Origin of the sequence: Amycolatopsis sp. NPDC059027, assembly GCF_042739735.1 — a bacterium.
GTDB lineage: Bacteria > Actinomycetota > Actinomycetes > Mycobacteriales > Pseudonocardiaceae > Amycolatopsis.
Genome location: NZ_JBHYIK010000008.1, coordinates 48,823 through 69,888 on the forward strand (window position 1 = coordinate 48,823; position 21,066 = coordinate 69,888).

11 protein-coding genes are annotated in these 21,066 nt (G+C 70.8%); 9 read left to right on the plus strand and 2 right to left on the minus strand.

The features are described 5' to 3' along the window. Positions 1-34 precede the first annotated feature (34 nt). Positions 35-850 (minus strand): IclR family transcriptional regulator, encoded by an 816-nt coding sequence (locus ACFWY9_RS07785; RefSeq protein WP_378331543.1) that lies wholly within the window; start codon positions 848-850, stop codon positions 35-37. A gap of 95 nt (positions 851-945) precedes the next feature. On the opposite strand from ACFWY9_RS07785, the gene ACFWY9_RS07790 reads away from it, so the two are divergent. Together ACFWY9_RS07790 and ACFWY9_RS07795 are read left to right on the plus strand one after the other, a co-directional pair. Then, a complete protein-coding gene (locus tag ACFWY9_RS07790; RefSeq protein ID WP_378338445.1) occupies positions 946-2,055 on the plus strand; it encodes a mandelate racemase/muconate lactonizing enzyme family protein in 1,110 nt (369 codons plus the stop codon). Between the two features lie 22 nt (positions 2,056-2,077). Then, the gene (locus ACFWY9_RS07795) at positions 2,078-3,208 is read left to right on the plus strand and encodes an iron-containing alcohol dehydrogenase family protein (protein ID WP_378338446.1); all 1,131 of its coding nucleotides are present in this window, start codon (positions 2,078-2,080) and stop codon (positions 3,206-3,208) included. Between the two features lie 100 nt (positions 3,209-3,308). Here ACFWY9_RS07795 and ACFWY9_RS07800 read toward each other — a convergent pair whose 3' ends face one another. Beyond that, the gene (locus ACFWY9_RS07800; protein ID WP_378338447.1) at positions 3,309-8,780 is read right to left on the minus strand and encodes a biotin carboxylase N-terminal domain-containing protein; all 5,472 of its coding nucleotides are present in this window, start codon (positions 8,778-8,780) and stop codon (positions 3,309-3,311) included. Between the two features lie 487 nt (positions 8,781-9,267). Between ACFWY9_RS07800 and ACFWY9_RS07805 the strand changes: the two genes are divergently transcribed. The 7 genes from ACFWY9_RS07805 (at position 9,268) to ACFWY9_RS07835 (ending at position 20,996) form a co-directional block, all read left to right on the plus strand. After that, a complete protein-coding gene (locus ACFWY9_RS07805) occupies positions 9,268-12,090 on the plus strand; it encodes an ATP-binding protein (RefSeq protein ID WP_378338448.1) in 2,823 nt (940 codons plus the stop codon). Positions 12,091-12,185: 95 nt separating this feature from the next. Continuing rightward, on the plus strand, positions 12,186-12,545 hold the full coding sequence (locus ACFWY9_RS07810; RefSeq protein WP_378329746.1) for a hypothetical protein: 360 nt from the start codon (positions 12,186-12,188) through the stop codon (positions 12,543-12,545). Between the two features lie 792 nt (positions 12,546-13,337). Beyond that, positions 13,338-16,172 (plus strand): LuxR C-terminal-related transcriptional regulator, encoded by a 2,835-nt coding sequence (locus ACFWY9_RS07815; RefSeq protein ID WP_378329747.1) that lies wholly within the window; start codon positions 13,338-13,340, stop codon positions 16,170-16,172. A gap of 424 nt (positions 16,173-16,596) precedes the next feature. Then, a complete protein-coding gene (locus ACFWY9_RS07820; RefSeq protein WP_378338449.1) occupies positions 16,597-17,913 on the plus strand; it encodes an OFA family MFS transporter in 1,317 nt (438 codons plus the stop codon). Between the two features lie 153 nt (positions 17,914-18,066). Beyond that, entirely contained in the window at positions 18,067-18,351 is a 285-nt protein-coding gene (locus tag ACFWY9_RS07825; protein ID WP_378329749.1) for a LuxR C-terminal-related transcriptional regulator, read from the plus strand. Positions 18,352-18,383: 32 nt separating this feature from the next. Beyond that, positions 18,384-19,268: a hypothetical protein gene (locus ACFWY9_RS07830; protein WP_378329750.1), complete on the plus strand. Its 885-nt coding sequence runs from the start codon at positions 18,384-18,386 to the stop codon at positions 19,266-19,268. Between the two features lie 153 nt (positions 19,269-19,421). Continuing rightward, on the plus strand, positions 19,422-20,996 hold the full coding sequence (locus ACFWY9_RS07835; RefSeq protein ID WP_378329751.1) for a discoidin domain-containing protein: 1,575 nt from the start codon (positions 19,422-19,424) through the stop codon (positions 20,994-20,996). Positions 20,997-21,066 lie beyond the last annotated feature (70 nt).

Genomic DNA, 21,066 nt, shown 5'->3' on the forward strand with positions numbered 1-21,066 from the left:
ACTCAGAATCCCTCGATGTGGCATTCACGGACCTTCAGGTCGGGGGTGTGGCGGGCGGTCGAGGGGCGTCCCAGCCGAGGTGGGCGGACACCTTCGCCGCCGCGGCGGCGGTCACCTCGCCCGCCTCGTCGAGCCGGTGTCCCAGCCGCTGCGCCGGAGCGGAGATGTTGAGCGCCGCCACCACCCGGCCGCGGAAATCGCGCACCGGGGCCGAAACGCCGACCAGGCCTGCTTCGAACTCCTCCCGCACGCGGGCGTAGCCGTCGCGGCGGCACTCCTGGATCTTCGCCCACAGCTGTGGCAGAGAGTGCACTTCGGACAGTGCGGAGTTCTCCCCCAGCCGGGGAAATCGGACGTACAGCTCGTCGGGGCTGGCGTCGAGCAGCAGCACCCGCCCGGCCGAGGTGCGGTGCGCGGGTACGCGCCTGCCTTCCCAGCCGGGCACGCGGAACGAGTGTCCCGAAACCGAAAGCAGCGTCAGCACTTCCTGGTCCCGCAGGACACACAGGTGGCTGGTTTCTTCGAGATCCGCCGAAAGCGCGTGCAGCACCGGCTCGGCCGCGCGGAGCAACCGGTCCTCCGCGGTCCGCGCGACCAGGGAGAACAACCGCCAGCCCAGCCGGTACTCCAGGGTGTCCGGATCGCGTTCGACGACGCCTTCTTCGGCGAGTGCCTTGAGCGCACGGGAGACCTGGCTCTTCTCCCGGCCGGTCAGCCGGGCGAGCCGGACCACGCCCAGCCCGCCCGCTCGCTGGGCCTCGGCGGAGGCGAGCGCTTCGAGCAGGTCGAGGTCGCGGCGCAGACCGTGCCCCGGGTGGCGGGCCTCCTCGCCCGCTCGCGGAACCGTCATGGCCGCAGCGTAGCGAGTTGGCGGCAGCGCAACGCGCGTTGCGATGTGCCCGCGGGCCTTGCCCCGGCGTCCGGCGGATTTCTAGGTTCGGCCCTGTGAAGATCGTCGACATCACGCTCGACCGGCTGCGGCTCGAACTCGACCCGCCCCTGCTCGCGGCGTGGGATCCCGAGCCCCGCACGCGTTTCGACGCGACGATCGTGCGGGTCCACACCGACGAAGGTGTCACCGGGATCGGCTCCGGGGACACGATGGCCGGGTTCGAGCAGGTCCGGCATCTCTTCGTCGGGGAAGACCCGCTCGCCATCGTCCGGCACGTCAAGGCCATCGAGACCGCCAACTTCCACGGTGGCCGCTACTGGCCGCTGGAGGCGGCGCTGTGGGACATCATCGGCAAGGTCGCCGGGCTTCCGGTTTCGGTCCTGTTCGGAAACGCCGCCCGCGCGCTGCCCGCGTACGCTTCGTCCGCCGAGCTGAAATCACCCGAGGCCCGTGTCGAGTCGGCGTTGCGGGCGAGGGAGGCCGGTTTCCGGGCGACGAAGATCCGGATCGACCGCGACCAGGTGGCCGAAGGCGTCGCCGCGGTGGCGGCGGTGCGGAACGCGCTCGGCCCGGACTTCGTGATCATGGCCGACCTCAACCAGTCCTGGCGGATGGCAGGGGACACCGCGGCGGCCTCGGATCTGGCCAAGACCAGAGGGCTGGTGCGCCGACTGTCCGAATTGGACGTCTTCTGGGTCGAAGAACCCTTGCCGTACGAGGATGTCGACGGTTTCCGTACGCTGCGTGCGGAGAATCCCGGCCTCCGGATCGCGGCGGGGGAGATGCAGCACTCGCTGCCCGAACTGCTGCGGTATCTCGAACACGACGTGCTCGACGTCTACCAGATGGACGTCGTGCTCGCGGTCGGCATGCACCGCGCGCGGACACTGGCCGAGCTGGCGCGGCTCAAGCACCGCGCGTTCACGCCGCACAGCTGGACCAACGGCATCGGCATGCTCGCCAATCTGCACGTCGCGGCGGGCGTCGGCGGGGGACCGTACTTCGAGTTCCCGTACGACCCGCCCGGCTGGACCCCCGAACGGCGCGATTTCATGCTCGCCGAGCCGCTGATGGTCAACGCGGCCGGTGAGCTGGAGGTTCCGGCGGAGCCGGGGCTCGGTGTCGAACTCGACGAGGAGGCGGTGGCGCGATGGCGGATCTAGGGGCGGGTTCGGCGGGGTGGTCATGCGGCTGAGCGTGGAGCCGTCCGGGCGGCTGGAGTTCGGCCCCGGTGTGCTGGCCGAGCTGCCGGAGTTCGTGGCCGCGCTGGGCCATGACCGGGTCTTCGTCGTCACCGACCGCGGGCTGCGGGCGGCGGGGATCGTCGGCAGGGTGGAACGGGTGCTGGCGGACTTGGAGTACGTGGTCCACGAGGACATCGGGCCCAATCCGTCCACTGTGGAGCTGGACCGTGGTGCCGCGCGGTTGCGGCGCTTCGGGAACGCCGCGGTGGTAGCGCTCGGCGGCGGTTCGGCACTCGACGCGGCGAAGGGGATCTCCCTGCTGGCGGGGAATCCGGACGCCGTCGCGGCGGACGCGGACGCGTTGTGGTCCGCTTCGGACGGACTGCCGATCGTGGCCGTGCCGACGACGTCCGGGACCGGCGCGGAAACCAACGGCTTCGGCGTCGTCGAGGACGTCTGTGCCCGCCGGAAAGTCTACATCGGACATTCGTCGGTGAAGCCGAAGATCGCCGTGCTCGACCCGGAACTGACCCTCGGCCTGCCCGCGCCGGTCACGGCCGCGACGGGTCTGGACGCACTGGTGCACGGCATCGAATCGCTGGCCTCGCGGGGCGCGAACCCGATATCGGCGGCCTACGCGACGCAGGCGGTTTCGCTGGTGAGCCAATGGCTGCCGGCGGCGTACCGGGACGGTGCCGATCTCGAGGCGCGATCCCAGCTGATGCTCGGCGCGCACCTCGCGGGTCGCGCGCTGACGGTGTCGGGACTTGGCCTGGTGCACGGCATCGGGCACGCGCTCACGGCACACACCGGGACACCACACGGCGTCGCACTGGCCGCGGTGCTGGAGGAGGTCATGACCTTCAGCGCTTCAGCGGCCGCGCTCGCCTACGAAACCGCCGCACGGGCGATGGGTGTGTCTTTTGTGGACAGTGGACCGCTCGCCGCCGTCGAAGCCGTGCGGGAGATTTCGGGGACGATCGAGATCAAACGCCCGCTGCGGGACCTCGGCGCCTCCCGCGATCTGCTCCCGGCGATCGCCGAGGCGGCCGTCGCCGACGCCGTCACGAAGAACTCCCCGCGCCTGCCCACCGCCCCGGAAGTCCTCGACCTGCTCCACTCCGTCCACTGATCATCGCGGCCGAGCGCCCCAATGTGGCATTGGGTGCGTTGGACGCACCGAACGCCACATTGGGGCGCATGGGCCGCCTCGGGAACGGAAGCGTTCCGGCTTACTGCTTCATGCCGTGGTCGATGGCCTCGATGATGCGCGGGCGCAGCTCGGCGGCGCTGATGATCGCGTCGACCGAGCCGACCTCGACGGCACGCTGGATGCTGTGCACGCGGTCGAACTCCGCGGCCACCTCGCCCAGTTTCTCCGCGCGCACCGAGGACTGCGTCTCGGCCAGTTCCGCGGTCAGCGCCGCCCGTTCGGCGCCACTGGCCTCCTCGACCCGGCTCTGCAGCGCGACCACCCGCGGGTCGTTCGCCGTGCGGGTGTTGACGTCGTGGGTGAACACCACGGCCGCCGCCGGGGCACCGCCGAGCACCGAGGCGAACGAGCCTTCCAGCGCCAGCACCGTCATGTTCGGGTTCAGCGTCTTCGAGAAGACCACGAACGCACCGCCGTGGTACCGCGAGATCACGGTGAACACGATCGGACCTTCGAAGTTCACGATCGCGCGGCCGATCTCCGCGCCGTACTCCAGCTGCAGTTTGCGCAGCGACTCCGGCGAGCCGTCGAAGCCGGACAGGTTCGCCAGCACCACCAGCGGCCGGTTCCCGCTGGCCGCGTTGATCGCGCGCGCCGCCTTCTTCGACGAGCGCGGGAACAACGTGCCCGCGGTGAACGCGTCAGGCCCGTCGGTGGGCGGGAAACCGCGGCGGGGCACCGACCGCGATTCGATGCCCAGCAGGCAGACCGGCCACCCTCCAATATGGACGTCCTGCACCGCGGCGGTGTCCGCGTCCGCCATGCCCGCCCAGCGTTCCAGTACCGGATGGTCCTGATCGGACAGTGCGCGCATCACGGTCCGGATGTCGAACGGCTTCTTGCGGTCCGGGTTGTGCTCGGCCGAGAAGATCTGGCCGACCGTCGTGAAGTCGCTGCCGACGACCGCGTGCGGGAACACCGAGACGTCCCGGTCGAACGGGTCCGCCGTGGTAGCGCGCCGTGGCGCCGCCTCACCGGGAACGACGTAGGTGTGGTCGTAGTGCGACATCAGCACGTCGCGTGCCGCGCCGAGGTTCGGCGCCCAGTACTGCGCCTGCCCGTTCGGCCCCATCACCCGGTCGTAACCACCGATGCCGAAGTTGTCCTCGGCGGAGACGCCGCCGGAGAAGTCCAGCGCCTGCTTGCCGGTCAGCACCATCGCCGAATCCGGCGTCATCACCAGGATTCCCTTGGTGTGCATGAGCATCGTGGCCTCGGCGTTCCAGTACGGCTGGGCACCGACGTTGATGCCGGAGACGACGACGTTGATCTCGCCGCCCGCCTGGGTGAACTCGACGATCCGCTTGAGCGCCGCCGCGACCCAGTCCATGTTCTCGGTGCCGGAGTCCATGGAGATCCGCGCGCCGGAGGACAGCGCGAACCACTCCAGCGGGACCCGCATCCGCTCGGCGAGGTCCAGCGCCGCGATGACGCGGGAGCACTCCGGTTCGGACAGCGCGCCCAGCGACTTCGTCGGGTCGCCCAGCAGCACCACGCGGGTCACGCCTTCGGGGTACCGCCGGGTCGGCGTGCTGACCACCCCGGCGACGATCGCCGCCTTGTTGTGCCCGCGCGGCCGGTCGACCGGGACCAGGACGCCGTTCTCCAGGTCGTGCTCGACGAAGCCGCCCTGGTTCCCGGCGAGCATCGAGGTCAGCTCGTACGGGTACACCGTGTTCCTGGCGCTCGCGCGCAACACCTTCTGCCGGTAGTCGTCGAGCGGCTCGACCGGCTCGACCGACGGCTCGCCGACGGTCAGCACGGCGCCGCCGGTCGCGTCGAACGAGACGCGCACGGCGACCTTCTTCAGCTCGCCCGTCCTCTCGTCGCGCTGCCGCGCGATGAACAGGATCTCCTCGAGGCCGGCACCCGCGGTCGTCGGCAGCACGCGCCCGGCGATCATCTCCAGCTCGGCGCGGGTCAGGCTGCTCGGCGGCCAGACGTAGACCACGATCCGGTTGGTGCTGAAGCGTTTCTTCGACGGACGCCGCGCCTGGGCGCGCCGGATCGAGTCGAGGCAGGTGGTGATGGCGTCCTCGGCCGTGGGCAGCGCGACCAGCCTGCCGTCGTGCTCGCGCAGCTCGGTCAGGTCGCGCACCTGCGCGAAGGCGACGAGGCGGTCGTCGGTGGGATTCTCCCGCGCGACGCACCGGAAGAGGTAGATCTCCTCGTCCGAGGACGGCAGCCGGGTGAGGTCGAACTTGCTCAGCCGCTCCAGCTGCATGCGCTCCGCGATGTAGGGGTGCAGGCCGCGGATCAGCCGGTCCTCGGTCATCCCGGTCGTCGTTCCGTCCGTCGCCGGGCGGAACGTGAAGTGGTGGTGCATCACCGCGCCGCCGCTGCCCGCGACGGTGGTGGTGAGCCGGCGCACCTGGCCCGGCAGCGGGTGCGCGCCGATGACCTCCTGCAGCGCGGCGGCCATCGCGTCGAAGTCCTCCGGCTGGTCCTCCCAGGCGAGGTAGATGTCGGCGTCGACGGTGCCGTTCTCACCCGCCAGCTCCGCGAGCCCGCCGAGCGCGCTGCCCAGCGCCTCGAAGGCCACCGCGGCGGAGACCACACACGAGCCGGCGCGCTCGGCGACCACGAACGTGTAGCCGGCGTCCTGCTTGGTGCGCACGGCGGTGAGGCCCTTGTTGCCGTAGTACCGGCGGGTCAGCACCTCCAGCATGACCGCGTTGTCCAGATGGTCGCGGTTGAGCCGTTGCCCGAGCACCCGCACCAGCGGCTCGGTGCTGCGTACCATCTTGGCGATCCGCTCGCCGCGGTCCGGCGCGTCCGGGTGCTGGTCGAGGTGGCGCAGGTGCCTGCGGACCTCGGCATAGACGCGGGCGCGGGTGCGGCGCAGCAGCGGCTGGGCGAACCAGCGGAACACGATGCCGCGTGCCAGGTCGGACACCGCGGGGAAGCGCACCTGCGTGGCCGCCACCAGCCGCTCCAGCGCGAGCCCGGCGGGCTCCCGCAGCGGGTCCGCGGGCGGTGCCTCGGTGATCCACTGACGCAGCAACGCGGAAACGACGGCCACGTCCGAGGACGCGCGCTGCTGGGCGAGGAAGATCCGGAAGACCGCCTCCTCCAGCTCCGGCGTCCGCTCGAGATCGGTCACCCCGTACTGGCCGAGCACCTGGCGCAGCCGCGCCTGGAACTTCTCCGGCAGCCCGGCACGCTCGACGTCGAGGCTCTGCAGATAGGTGTGGAAGTACTCGCGGGGGCTGTGCACCGGCGTGTTCGGCTCGATGTCCTCACCGGCGGGCTTGTTCCGGGTCAGCTCGGACAGCTCCGCGAACACCGACAGCAGGCCGAGCTCACCGTCCAGAAGCTGTTCGGGGTCGGCGAGTTCGGCACGCGCGGCCAGGTAGTCCGACAGCGTTCGCGGGTCGACGTCGAAGCCGAGCAGCTGGCCCCGGAGATCCTGCAGGCCGCGGGCGGCCCGCTCGGCGGCCGAGGTGCTCATCCGCAGGAGAGGCAGGTCGACCTCGGCGACGGAACCGTCCTCAGTGGACTCGTCGGTGGTGTCCCCGTCGGCGAGCGGTTCCAGGCGCATCAGCGGCGCGCCGGTCTCGACCTGGCTGCCGACCGAAACCGGGCATTCCCGCACGCGGGCGCGGAACGGCGCGCGCAGCACCGTCTCCATCTTCATGCTTTCCAGCACCAGGATCGGTGCCCCGGATTCGACCTCGTCACCCACCGAAAGCGGCGTCGCGACGACGAGTGCGGGAGCGGGGGAGCGGACGACGCCACCCTCGTCACGACTGACCCGGTGCGTGACGCCGTCGACCTCGACGAGGTGGATCGGCCCGTGTGTCCCGGTGACGAGACGGAACCGCGTGCCGTTGACGGTGATCTGCCCGCTGTGCTGGTCGAACCGCTCTATCTCGACGTCGGCGGGCTGGAAGTCCCCGCCGCCGCTGACGCCGACGCGGAAACGCTTCCGCCCCACGCGCGCGACGCTGACGCGGTAGGCCACGCCGCGGAGTTTCAGATCGAGCGGGCGGCCGCTTTCGTGCTGCACCTGGGGACGTCCGCCGTGCGCGGTGGCCAGCAGCCGCTGCCGGGCGACGTCCTCCTCGTCCTGGTAGGCCTCGATCGCGGCCGCGGCCAGCGCGATCGCCGAGTGCCGGTGCGTGACCAGGTCGCCGTCGGCGCGGACGCGGTCGATCCAGCCGGTGTCGGCGCTTCCGTCGATGACCTCGGGCCGGTCGAGCAGGTCGAGCACGAAGCTCTTGTTGGTCGCGCCGCCCTCGATGATCACGGTGGTTTCGGCCATCGCCCGGCGCAGCCGGGCCAGTGCCTCGTCACGGTCACGGCCGTAGGCGATGATCTTGGCGATCATCGAGTCGAAGTCGGCCGGGATGGTGTCGCCCTCGCTGACCCCGGTGTCGACGCGGATGCCCGGACCCGCGGGCAGGACGAGGCGCGCGATGCGGCCGGGGGAGGGGGCGAAGTCGCGGTCCGGGTCCTCGGCGTTGAGCCGCGCCTCGACCGCGTGCCCGGCTTCGGCGGGCTGCGGGCCTTCCAGCTTGCCGCCGTTCGCGACGTGCAGCTGTGCCTTGACCAGGTCGGTGCCGGTGGTGATCTCGGTGATCGGGTGTTCCACCTGGAGCCGGGTGTTGACTTCGAGGAAGGCGAACAGCTTCTCGCCGGGGTGATACAGGAACTCGACCGTACAGGCGCCCCGGTAGCCGACCGCGACGGCGAGCCGCTCGGCCGACGCCTTCAGCTCCGCGGCCTGTTCCGGCGCGAGCACCGGCGACGCGGACTCCTCGATGATCTTCTGGTTGCGCCGCTGCACCGAGCAGTCGCGGACGCCGAGCGCCCACGCCGTCTCGCCGTCGGAGATCACCTGGACCTCGACGTGCCGGGCGCCGGTGACCAGGCGCTCCAGGAACACGACGCCGGAGCCGAACGCGCGCAGCGCCTCCTGGCTGGTGCGCTCGTAGGCGTCGGCGAGGTCGCCGGCGGAGGTGACCTTGCGGATGCCGCGCCCGCCACCGCCCGCGGTCGCCTTGAGCATCAGCGGGTAGCCGATCTTCGCGCCGGCTTCGAGCGCCTCGTCGAGGCTCGCCACCTCACCGCGGCTCCACGGCGCCACCGGGACGCCGACCTCCTCGGCGATCAGCTTCGCGCCGATCTTGTCCCCGAGCTTGCGCATCGCCTCGGCGCTCGGCCCGACGAAGGTGACCCCGAGTTTTTCGCACAGTTCGGCGAAAACCGGGTCCTCGGCGACGAAGCCCCAGCCGACCCAGGCCGCGTCGGCGCCGGTCTCGACCAGCGCGCGCTCCAGGACCTGGTAGTCGAGGTACGGCCGCGCCGAGGCGGGGCCGAGCGAGTAGGCGAGATCCGCTTCGCGCACGAACGTCGCCGTCCGGTCCGCGTCGGTGTACAAAGCCACGGTCTCGATCCGCGTCCCGGTCTCCGCGGAGAGATCCCGGACTGCGTGGATGAGCCGCATCGCGGCCTCCCCGCGGTTCACGATGGCGACACGACTGAACACCGACAGAGCCTCCCAAGTACGCACAGAAGGCGACGCCTCCGGGTTCCGGAGCGTCGCCTGCACCTTCCTACACAGTGCTCTCTTACCGGCGGGTACACCAATGTCAGCTATGACGCATGCCGTGGCCCCGCTTTTGGAGGAACCATCCAAAAAGCGGCCCAGGCCACACCGGCTGGAGGCCCGTTCGCTCCAGATCTGCCACAAAGCCGGGTGGCGGCCGCCCAGTGGTAACGAGGGGTTCACGCGGCGGCTCCCCCGCGAAGACAGGGGGCGGCACGCCGGGAAATAGGGGGCCTGCGCCCGGGGTCGCCGCCAACCCGGGCGCAGGCCGCTTTCCCCCGGGCGCCGTCACCGGGGAGTTTCACCGCGACCGGCGGGGTCGCGCCGGGAGAACGTAACAAGGCAGCACCCGAAAGTAACTGTGGGAATCCACAGAAGAACACGGTGTCACCAAAGTCAGAACTGTCGACTGGCTTAGGTATACTGTATGCACTACGTGGCGCTGCGGCGGTCGCCGTGGACGAGGGCGGAGAGGAGCACAGTGCTGGTGGAGCGCGCGGCGGAACTGGCCGCCATGACGTCGGTACTGCGATCGGCGCGTCGCGGCGCCGGTGGCCTCGTCGTGGTCTCCGGCCCGCTGGGCATCGGGAAAACCGTGCTGTTGAACGCTTTCGCGGAGCAGGCGAGCGCGGACGGGGCACGGGTCCTGCGGGCTGCCGCGGCCCCGCTCGAGCGCGACTTCGCGTTCGGCGTCGTCCGGCAGCTGTTCCACGCCCCGGTCCGCACGGCCGAACCCGCCCGCCGCGCGGCCTGGCTCGGCGCGGCGGCGGCCGCCGCGCGTCCGCTGCTCGACGACGACCCTGCCCGCGTGCGCCGGTACCGTGCGGAACACCCGCTGTTCGAAGGACTGCGGGCGCTGGTGGCGAACATGGCCGCGCGGACCCCGCTGCTGCTCCTCGTCGACGATCTCCAGTGGACGGACCTGCCCTCGTTGCGCTGCCTCGGTTTTCTGGCCGACCGGCTCGCCACCCTGCCGGTGGTGATCGCCGTCGCGGCACACCAGGGCGACCACCACGCCGGGCCGGGGCACCTCGCCGGGCTGACGTCGTCGGCACGCGAGGTGCTGTCACCGCGCCCGCTGAGCGCGCGGGGGAGCGCGCGGCTGGTCAGGGCGGTGTTCGCCGAGGCGGACGACGAGTTCCTCCTGGCCTGCCACGAACGCGCGGCGGGGAACCCGATGGTGCTCACCGCGATCTTGCGTGCGCTCGAAGCGGGCGGGACACCGCCACGCGGCGCGTCGGCCGACGTCGTGCGATCGGCGTTGCCGGGCAGGCTCCGCGAACGGCTCCTGTCCTTCCTGCGCCAGCTGCCGCCCGCGGCGCTGAAGCTGGCCACCGCTGTCGCCGTCGTCGGCGACCCGGTCGAGCGAGACGTGCTCGCCGGACTGGCCGGGCTCGACGCGACCGAGGCCGGGAACGCCGAACGCGCGCTGCGGCTGGCCGGCGTGTTCACTGCGTCGCCCGCCGGGCCCCGGTTCGCGCATCCCGCGGTCCGCGCGGCCGTCGACGAACTGCTGCCGATGGCGGACCGCGAGGAACTGCACCTCGCCGCGGCGAGGTCGCTGCACCGCCACGGGTGTCCCGCCGAGCGGATCGCCGGTCTGCTGCTCGGGGTCGACCGTCCACAAGGGACATGGGCGGTCGAGGCGGTGCGGGCCGCGGCGGTGGCGGCGGCCCGCGACGGCCGTCCGGCGCGGGCGGTGGAATTCCTGCGGCACGCGCTGAGGTACCACGCGCAGGACGGCCCCGGACGCGCGGAACTGCTGGTCGACCTCGCCACCGTGGAAGGCCGGTACGACGCCGGCGCGGCGGTCCGCCATCTCGCGCAGGCCGTCCCGATGCTGCCCACCGCGGCCGGACGTGCCGCGGCCGTGCTCCCGTTCGCGCCGCTGGCACCCGCGACCGCGCCCGAACCCGTCGCCGCACTGGTGCGTCAGGCCGCCGAAGACCTCGGGGCTCCCGCCCGGCTTTCCGGTGCCGAACGCGATCTCGCGCTGCGCCTCGGGGCGCGCCTGCGGCCTCACGGCCATGGCGGCCGGTTCGCCGCGCTCGCCGGGGAACCGGCCACCTCGACGTGTGCCGAACGGGAACTGTCCGCGGTCCTGCTCCACGAGGCGGCCCAGCGGATGACGCTGCCCGCCGCGCGGGTGGCGGAACTGGCGAACCGGCTGCTGGCGGCCGAACCGCCGGACGCCGATCACCCGCACCCCGCGCTGCCGCTGCTGGTTTCGGTGCTGATCACGGCGGACGCGACCGCCGGGCTCGCGCTGTGGCTGGAGGCCGCGCTCAAGCGCGCCCACGCGCGGAACGCGCCGGTCGTGTATCGCGGGCTGTGCGCGCAGAGCGCGCTGGTGCACCTGCACACCGGCGATTTCGGCCCGGCCCGCGCGGCGGCGGTCGAGGCGTGGGAGCTTTCGGGCGACGAGCCGGCCGAACCGATCACCGCGACGCTGGCGCTGACCGCCGTCCGCACCGGGGATCTCCGGCTGGCCACCGACCGGCTCGACCCGGCGTACGAACGGAACCGGGCCCGGTGCACCCGGCCGTTCTGGCGGCTGTTCGACGGGATGCTCGCGGCCGAACGCGGGGAGTTCGCGCGTGCGGCCGAACGCGTGCTCGACTGCGGCCGGGCGCTCGACCGGGAATGCTGGTACGGCAACGGGATTCTCCCCTGGCGGGCGATGACCGCCGAACTGTGCCTGCGCGCGGGCGATCTCGGGCAGGCCAAGGCGATCGCGGCGGAGGACCACCGGTCCGTGCTCACCTGGGGCGCGCCTGGTCCGCTCGGTCGCGCACTGCGGGTCCGGGCGGACGTCCTCGGCGGTCACCGCGCGGTCGCGTTGCTGCGGGAGGCCGTCGAAGTCCTCGGCCGGTCGGAGAACAAGGTCGAACTCGCCATCGCGAAGGTGCGGCTCGGCCGGGCGCTCACCGCACACGGAAGTCCTCGGCAGGCGGCCGGACTGCTGAGGGAAGGCCGGGAACTGGCCGAATCCTGCGGGGCCGCCCACCTCGTCGAATCCCAGGGCGGTCAGGCGAGCACAGCCGCCTCGGCGGAGTGGGAGCTGACGGCCGCCGAAGCCAGAGTCGCGCGCTACGCCGTCGGCGGCGCGACGAACCAGGACATCGCGAACGCGCTCCGGGTGAGCACGCGCGCCGTCGAAAAGCAGCTGACCAAGGTGTACCGCAAGCTCGGTGTCGCGGGCCGGGCCGGGCTACCCGCCGCGCTCGCCGTGTCCGGCCAGGACGACTGACCCGCCGTCACCGCTCGCCCGCCGAATGCCGTCGAGGGCGTAGCGCGGCACGGGCCGCCAGTCGGGGCCGGGGTGACGAGTTCGCCGGAGTGGTCGTGCTCGCCCGCGAGAAGATCGAGGACGGCCGTGCAGCCGTGCTGCTTCCGCGACGGGCCTTCGAGATCCGGCCCGACGGCAGGCCCGCCGGATTGCCGAACGGCAGGACCGGACGTCTCGTGCTCACGACCGATTCACCGTGGTGGTACCTGCGGCTGATGGGCGACACGGCCGTGAAGCAGCTGCGGGCGGCGACGTTGCGGTACTGCGGGATCCGTCCTGTGTGGACGACCCGGTTCGGGCCGGTGAAAGGGTCGAGTGACGCGGGACGGGAGCGGTGGCTGGACAGAACGGCCGAACTCGCCCGGCGTGACGCCGCCAAAAGGCGCGTGCGGCAGGCGGGCCGGGTCCGCCGGTAGCGGTTCCGCGGAGATTTCCGTCCGGCGTGTACGTTTGAATTTTCAACGTGAGCCGGGATCGTGAATGGTGCATTGGGGGTTTCGCATTAAGGCTCTGGTGTGGTGGGGGTTGCGGATGTGCCGAGGGACGCTTTCGGTGCGCTGGCCCGGGGTGCGACAAGGGCGTCCCTTGGTGCGTTGAATGCGACAGGGGCGTCCCTGGGTGCGGTGGATGCGCCCAGGGGGTCCCTCGGACTTTTCCGCCCACGCCGAGAGCGTCGCCGATGTCGCGAACGGGCCGTTGACGACGATGAACGTCCCGGACGGAGCGTTCGCGACATCCAGATCGCGGCGCGAACTCCCAGCCGCCACGACAACCCCGCGAACAACACACATCCCACCGGACCCGCACCCCGGACCCTCGCCGAATGCCGTGAAAGCATCTCCAGTTACCACGGCCGCGGTGACGCCCGGGGGTTTCGTTCATAGTGTTCCCGAAACCCGGGTGCCCCAAGGAAATGAAAGACATTCAGGGGTTCCCGTTGACCGGTAGCCGGACAGCGTTCCCGCGCGGCCGGGGTGACTTTTCCGGTGCGGCCACAGGGGAGCGGAGCCGGATGTTTCACGCTTCGTTACCAGAGTTCGGTGGGATCGACCTGGGCATCGTCCTTCTTGCGGTGGCAGTTAACGCGCGAATGGGGGACGGTGATTCCGCTGAGTAGTCATCGCGCGGCAATTGGCAACCGCTCGGGGGCGCCGTATAGTGCGAATGGTGGCAGGAAGTAACGATTTACCGGATGGACGGGTAGCCCCGTGCCCGGCAGGGAAGCAGGCCAGATCCCGCTCGCCCCGGTGGTCGACCGGGCTTTCGCGGGCACCGCGCGGATCGTGGTCGCGCGCGGGGTGGCGGGTATCGGCAAGACAAGGTTGCTCGACGCGACGGCTTCGGCGTTGCGGGCGCGTTCGCGGGTGCTGACCGTCCACTGTGGTGAACTCGGCGACGTCTCGGATTTCGGTGTGGCCCGCGCGTTGTTCCAGCCGATCCGGGCGCTGGCCGGGAACGATCGCTCCCGGGACGACGTGGCGCGGCGCGCGCTGGCCGGCCTCTACTCGCCGAAGGGGTTCGCGGGATCCGCGACGCTGGCCGAGGCATACCCTGCTTTGCAGGGGCTGTACTGGCTCGCGGCGAGCCTGCTGGCCGAGCGGCCGCTGACGCTCGTCATCGATGACGCCGAACTGTGCGACGAGCCGTCGATGTGGTGGCTGGACTTCCTGCTGCGCCGCGCGGACCGGCTGCCGCTGCTGGTGCTGCTCGCCCGGCGGACCGGCCGTGCCGGACCGGGGGCCGAGGGCATGGGCGGGCTCGCGGCGGACCCGCGCTGCGCGGTACTCGACCTGGCGCCGCTGACCCCGCCGCAGGTGCACGAGATTCTGCGCGAAGCCTTGCCCGCCAACCCTGACAGCGTTTTCACCGCCGCCTGCGCCAAGGCGTCCGGCGGGAATCCCCGCGCCCTGTGGCGGCTGATCGGCAGGCTGCGTGAGGAGGGCGTGACACCCGACGCGGCGGGAGTGTCCAGGGTGGGGGAGCTGAGCGGCGAGGTCGTCGGGCCGATGATCGTCGCCAGGCTCGACGGGCAGCCCGAACACGTCCTCGAGGTCGCCCGCGCGGCGGCGATCCTCGGCGGCCGCAATCTCGACCTGGTCCCCGTGCTGAGCGGGGTGCCGCCGCGCGTGGTGGACAGCGCGATCTGGGTGCTGCGGGAACTCGAACTCGTCTCCGGCGCGACAGCCGATCTCGGGAACGACGTCCTGCGCTCCGCCGTACTCGGCCGCCTGACACCGGAAGAGCGCATCCGGCGCCGCGCCAGGGCCGCGCGCTTGCTGAACGAGGCGGGCCGTCCCCACGACGACGTCGCCGAACAGCTGGTGCACGTCCCCGGGCGCATCGAACGGTGGATGTCCGGTGTGCTGCGTGGCGCCGCCGGGCTGGAACTGGATCGCGGGCGCCCCGAGACGGCGCTGCGCTACCTGCGGCACGCGCTCGCCGGCGACGACGGGACGTCCCGGTTGCCGCTGCTGCTGGATTCCGTCGGCCCGCTGAGCCGGCTCGATCCGGCGGAGGCACTGCGGGTGGCGCGGTCGGCGCTGGCCGAGGTCCGGGACCCCCTGAGCCGCGCGCGGATCGGGATCACGGCGGGGCGGCTCGGCGTGCACGCGGGGCGGGCCGCCGAAACGGTGCCCCTGCTCGCCGGAACGCTCGAACAGCTGCGGGCGAGCTTGCCGTCCGAGCCGGACGAGGCACAGCGGGAACTGCTGACGTCGGCCGAAGCCACGCTGCTGCTGGCGAGCGTCATGGATGAATCCACAGTGGACTCCGCGGCGCGGCGGGCACGGGCGTTGGCACGCCCGGCCGGGAACACCGACGCCGAGCGGTCCCTGCTGGCCGGGCTGGCGGTGGTCGCGCTCCAGCAGGGCGAGCCCGCGGCGGAAGCGGCCGCCTTGGCTCGCGAGGCGCTCAAGGGCGGCGATTCCGGCGCGGTCGGCTTCACCGAGCTGTGCGCCGGGGGAGTGCTCCTGGCCGCCGACGACGTCGACGGCGCGCAGGAGGCGCTGACCCGGCTCGTGGACAACAGCAGGCGCGTCGATCCGTGGATGTACCTGCAGGGACTCACCGCACGGGCACTGTTGCGCCACCGCACCGGGGACCTCGCGCGGGCCGCGGTGGACGCGGACACCGCGCAGCGGTTCCGGCGGGACGCTCCCCGTCTTCGTTCCTTTGTGGACCTCGTGCACGCACAGCTGCTGCTCGAACGCGGTGAGATCGACGAAGCCGAAGCTGCACTCGGCCGGTTCGACGGGAAGCCGGCGAGCGGTTTTCTCTTCGTCTCGGCGGTTTTCCTCGATGTCCGGGGCAGGATCCGGCTGGCGCGCGGCGATCTGCGGAGCGCGCTCGCCTGCTTCGAAGCGGGCCTGAACCTCGCCGGCCGATCCACCGGCACCTTGACCGAACCGCTGCGATGGCGCCCGGCCATGGTCGAGGTGCTGACCGCGCTGGGCGACCACGAGCGCGCCAGGGAACTGGCGGAGCAGGAGCTGGCCTCGGCCGGCCGGTGGCGGACGCCGCGAGCACGCGGGATCGCTCTGCGCGCGGCCGGGATCGCGGCGGGTGGTGCCCGTGGCAGGGAGCTGCTCGCGGAGTCGGCCGGCATCCTGGCCGCGTCCCCGGCACGGCTGGAGCTCGCGCGCACCGAATTCGCGCTCGCCCGGTCGCTGCTGACGGCGGACGACAAGGAAGGCGCGCGGAAGTACGCGCGCCGGGCGCTCAATCTCAGTACGTCGTGCGGTGCCACCGCGCTCGCCGGCGAAGCGAAGTCCCTGTTGAAATCCGCGGGCGGTCGCGCGCGTTCGATTCCCAGTACCGTGTTGTCCGGAATACGCACGGAAATTCTCACCGAGACCGAATGCCGGGTGGCCGAGCTCGCCGTCCGCGGCCGGCGGAACAGTGAAATCGCGGAAACGCTCTTCGTGTCACCGCGCACGGTCGAGTTCCACCTGCGGAACATCTACCGGAAACTCGATGTCGCGGACCGGAAGGATCTCGCCGCCCGGTTGCACCCGGTGAGCAGTGTGGAGAACTCGGCGCACTGAGTTCGTCCCTTCGTGCGACCGGCCGCCGTGGGCACGAGGCGGCCGGAAAACCTTGCTGTGCGGAGTCTTGACCGATGCACGTTCCCGCCCGGCAGACCGTGCGGGGACGAGGTGCGTGGCCGCTCCGTCCACAGTGGCCGGACCGAACCCCGTCGCGCGGGCGGGCACGGGGGTTAAGCGGCCGGTTGCCGGGAACCGTTGACCCGAACGGGCCAAAAACCCTAGGTTCGTCTCATCGAATCCGGGTGACCGCGAGGGCCTTCCGGAGCGGGTTTACGAAGCCGCATTCACATTTTCCCGCACCTTTTCCCGAGTGCGAGATCCATCGCGAAAGAGTATTCCTATGGCCGCAGTAGCGGGCTATCAGGAGATAGCCGACGAGAACGGGCGAGTATACCGAGTGGGGGAAAGTCCCCACGACATCATGGGCAGGTCGCGGGCGTGGATGGTCTGGCTGCCCTGGATCGCCATGATGGCGGTGAGTGTCTTCGAGTACGGCTTCGGCGCGGTCGAGGAGACGCTCGAGGCGAAGTACCACTGGTCGACCGCCGAAGCGTTCTGGGTGGCGGGCATCTGGGCGGCGTTGCAGGCGGCCGTGGCCTTCCCCGCCGGGCGGCTGCGGGAGAAGAACATCGTCTCGGCGCGCGCCGCGATGCTGGCCGGCGCGGTGTGCTGCGGGATCGGGCTGTTCTCGATCGCGCACAGCGGGAACCTGGTGCTCGCCTTCCTCGGCTACTCCGTGGTGGGTGGCGCCGGCGTCGGGCTGGTGTACGCCACCTGCATCAACATGGTCGGCAAGTGGTATCCGGAGAAACGGGGTGCCCGCACCGGGTTCGTGAACGGCGGGTTCGCCTACGGCACGCTGCCTTTCCTCGCGATCTTCGCCGCGTTCCTCACCAAGGACAACTACACACCGATCCTCGATCTGATCGCTGTTTACATCGTTGTCGTGGTCGGCGTGTGCGGCTTCCTGTTCAAGGACCCGCCGAAGAGCTGGTGGCCCGCCGAGGTCGACCCCGTCGCCTGGAGCAGGAACAGGGCGAAGGGCACCGGCCTGGCGAAGAACCCGCCCGCGATGCGGCAGTACACGCCGCTGGAGGCGATCAAGACCGGGATGCTCCCCCTGATGTGGGTGTGCATGGTGTGCATCGGCGTCGTTTCGCTGTTCGGCATCAACTTCATGGTCGATTTCGCCAAGAAGAGCGACTTCGGGGCGTTGGTCGCCGCTTCCGCCGCGGGCGTGCTGGTGGTCGTGAACGGCACCGGGCGCGCGGCGGTCGGCTGGGCCTCCGACCGGATCGGCCGCAAGCAGACCCTGATCCTCGTGCTGCTGATCGCGGCCGTCGCGCAGTTCGGCCTGCTGTGGGCCGGGAACACGCACAACGGCGCGCTGTTCATGGTGTTCGCGTTCCTCGTCGGCTTCGGCGGCGGCGCCTTCTACCCGCTGTTCGCCGCGTTGGTGCCGGACTACTTCGGGGAGAACAACAACGCCTCCAACTACGGCCTGCTCTACAGCGCGAAGCTGGTCGGTGGCATCGGCGGCGGCGGGATCGCGGCCTGGGTGGTCAGCGGGGTCGGCTACACCGGCGCGTGGATCCTCGCCGGGTGCATGTGCCTGTTCTCCGCGCTGCTGGCGTGTTTCCTGCGGCAGCCGGGCCGTTCCCCAGGGCCCGAGCTGTCGTCGCCGCCCGCGGAATCCGCCGACTCCGTACTGCGGCACGAAGTGACGACGAGTGGCTAGTCACTCAGGATCCGGCGGTATTCGGTCCGGGTCCTGAGCGGAACCGGCGCCGGTGTGCATTCCCTTTTCGGCGCCGGTTTTCCCGTATTCTTCCGTTCCGCTCTCGAGGAGCCTGGAAGGGCTCGGCTCGCACAAAAGAAAGGGGAGGCGTTCATGACCTCGTCCGTGCGGGAGCACTCTTCCGCGGAGCCGGCAGGCCGTCCCGCGTTGAGCCCGCTCGCCGCCGATGTGCTGGCGGGCATCGCCGCGGGGCACTCGACCGGCGGTCTCGCCGCTCGGCTCGTGCTCAGCGTCCGGGGTGTGGAATACCATTGTTCCCGGCTGATGCGGATGCTGAAAGCCGCCAATCGGGCGGAAATGATCGCGCGGGCCTACACGGCCGGAATCCTTTCCGCCGACGAGTGGCCGCCCCGGGTCGGTGAGGAATTCATTCATTGATCATCGCGGTTCGATCGGCTACGTTACCCGGCATGAAACGTACTTGTCTCGGAATTCTCTCCGCAATCGCCGTAGCTGTCGTCGTCCCCGCTCCGGCCGCCCACGCCGTGCCGCGTGCGGACGGCTGGGAGACCATCGGCGACGGGATGACCTCGGGGGCCAGCGGTGTCGCGGTCCTGAGTCGAGGCCAGGGAAGCATCGACGCACTTGTGGTGCGGGACAACAAGAAGTCCGGGGAGAACCGGGCGGCACGCGTCCGGATCGCCGGCGGCAAGGTGACCGGGGTGGACGCGATCACCTGGTCCGGAGAGGTCCCGGTGGACCTGGAAGCGGTGGAGGCGGTGCCCGGCCGCGCGGGGGAGTACGTCGCGCTCGCCAGCAAGGGCAAGGGTTTCCACATCGAGCTGCAGGGGCTGACCGCGCGGGTGCTCAAGACGTTCCCGTTGCCGAAGGGGAAATCGGGCGACAACTACGAGGGGTTCGCGCTGAAGTCCGTGTCGGGCAAGCTGTTCGCGGTGTGGGCCGACCGGGGCCAGGACAGCAGGCCGGCGACGCTCTACTCGGCCGCGTTCGACCTCGCCACGCTGTCCTTCGGGAAGCCGGCGTCGGTGGAGTTCCGGGTTCCCTACCCCACGGCCAACGTGCGGCACGCCTCCGACGTCGAGATCACCGAGGACAACCGGGTTCTCGTCTCCTCGGCCTCGGACCCCGGGGACGACGGCCCGTTCGACTCGGCGGTGTACGCGGCGGGGACGCTCGGCGCGGACGGCGTGATCACGCTCGCCGGGACCCCGGCGAGGATCGGCGACTTCCCCGGCCACAAGATCGAGGCGCTGACCTGCCTTTCCGCGTCGTGTGATCAGGTGCTGTACGGCACCGACGACGAAGCGCGCGGCGGTTGGGTCCGCGTCGTCTGACCTCATCTGTTGACGATCTCTTTACCTCCCGTTACGCTCTGCGTTAGTTAGGAAGTCTGCTTTACAAACTAGGTCACGCTCTTCACCCGATGCCGGCCGCACGACGCCGCCCAGCGCCGGTCTTCGTCGATCCAGGCATGTCGAGGAGTGCGTATGCAACGGAAGAAAGCCGTCCTGGGCGTCGTCGCGCTGGCGGCGGCCACCCTGCTCGTCCAGCCCCTGATCGCGTCCGGCACCGAGACGCGGGCGGAATCCCTGCTGTCCGCCAACAAGCCCACCACGACCTCGTCGATCGAGAACGCCACGTTCGCCGGGAACCTCGCGGTCGACGGGGACACCACCACCCGGTGGGCCAGTGTGGAGGGTGCCGATCCACAGTGGATCGCCGTCGACCTCGGCGGTCCGGCGGCGATCACCAGGGTCAAGCTGAACTGGGAGGCCGCCTACGCCAAGGACTACCGGATCCAAGCGTCCGATGACGGCCGGACCTGGCGTGAAGTCAAGGCGATCACCGGGGGAGACGGTGGCACGGACGAGATCACCGGCCTGAACGCGTCGGCGCGGCACGTCCGGATCGAGGGTACCGTCCGTGCCACCACCTACGGGTATTCGCTGTGGGAGCTGGAGGTCTACGGTTCACGCACCGGTGGCGGCGACGTCCTGCCGCCGACCGCGCCGACCGGGCTCAGGGCGGCATCGTCCACTTCGGACAGTGTGACGCTGGCCTGGGAACCCGCCAAGGACGACGTCGGTGTCACCGAATACGAGGTGCTGCGCAACGGGAACGTCGTCGGCAAGTCCGCGACCACCGGCTACACCGACACCTCACTGGCTTCGGGCACCGAGTTCACCTACACGGTGCGGGCGCGCGACGCGGCGGGCAACCTGTCCGCGCCGAGTGCTCCGGCCAAGGCGGCCACGCAGCCGGGTGGCGGTATCGGGGGCATCACGCTGGTGGTCGCCGGGGACATCGCCAAGGCCCAGTTCCCGTCCGAGCACCAGAAAACCGCGCAGCTGGTGGCGGGCGTCAACCCGCAGTACGTGCTGACGGTCGGCGACAACCAGTACGACAGCGGGACGATCAGCGAGTTCCGGTCCTACTACGACAAGACGTGGGGCAAGTTCAAGAACATCACCAAACCCACGCCGGGCAACCACGAGTGGTATGACAAGCTCAACGGGTACAAGCAGTACTTCGGCCCGATCGCCACTCCACAGGGGCAGCCGTACTACAGCTTCGACGTCGGCGACTTCCACTTCGTGGCGCTCGACTCGGATCCGGTGACCGACGGGATTTCCGGGGACCAGGTGGCGTGGCTGCGTCAGGACCTCGCGAAGAACACCAAGGCGTGCGTCGGCGGTTACTGGCATCATCCGCGCTTCAACTCCGGGCAGTACGGCGACATCAAGAGTGTCGCGCCGCTCTGGGACGAGATGGTCAAGGCCAAGGCGGACGTGGTCTTCGGCGGGCACGACCATCACTACGAGCGCATCAAGCCGCTGAACTCGGCGGGCCACGTCGACGAGGCCAACGGCGTCCGCTCCGCCGTCGTCGGCATCGGCGGGGACAGTCTCTACAGCCAGATCAAACCGCGTGAAGGCGTCGAGAAGTCGTTCTCGAAGCACGGCGTGATGAAGCTGGTGCTCACCGGAAAGTCGTACTCCTGGGAGATCATCGGCACCGACGGGAAACTGCTCGACAAGGCGGGCCCGTTCACCTGCCGGTGATCGCCGTCGCCCGGTGCCACCCCGCTGGGGGGTGGGCCCCGGCCCCGTGCCGCGGCCCTCCCGCGCGGAG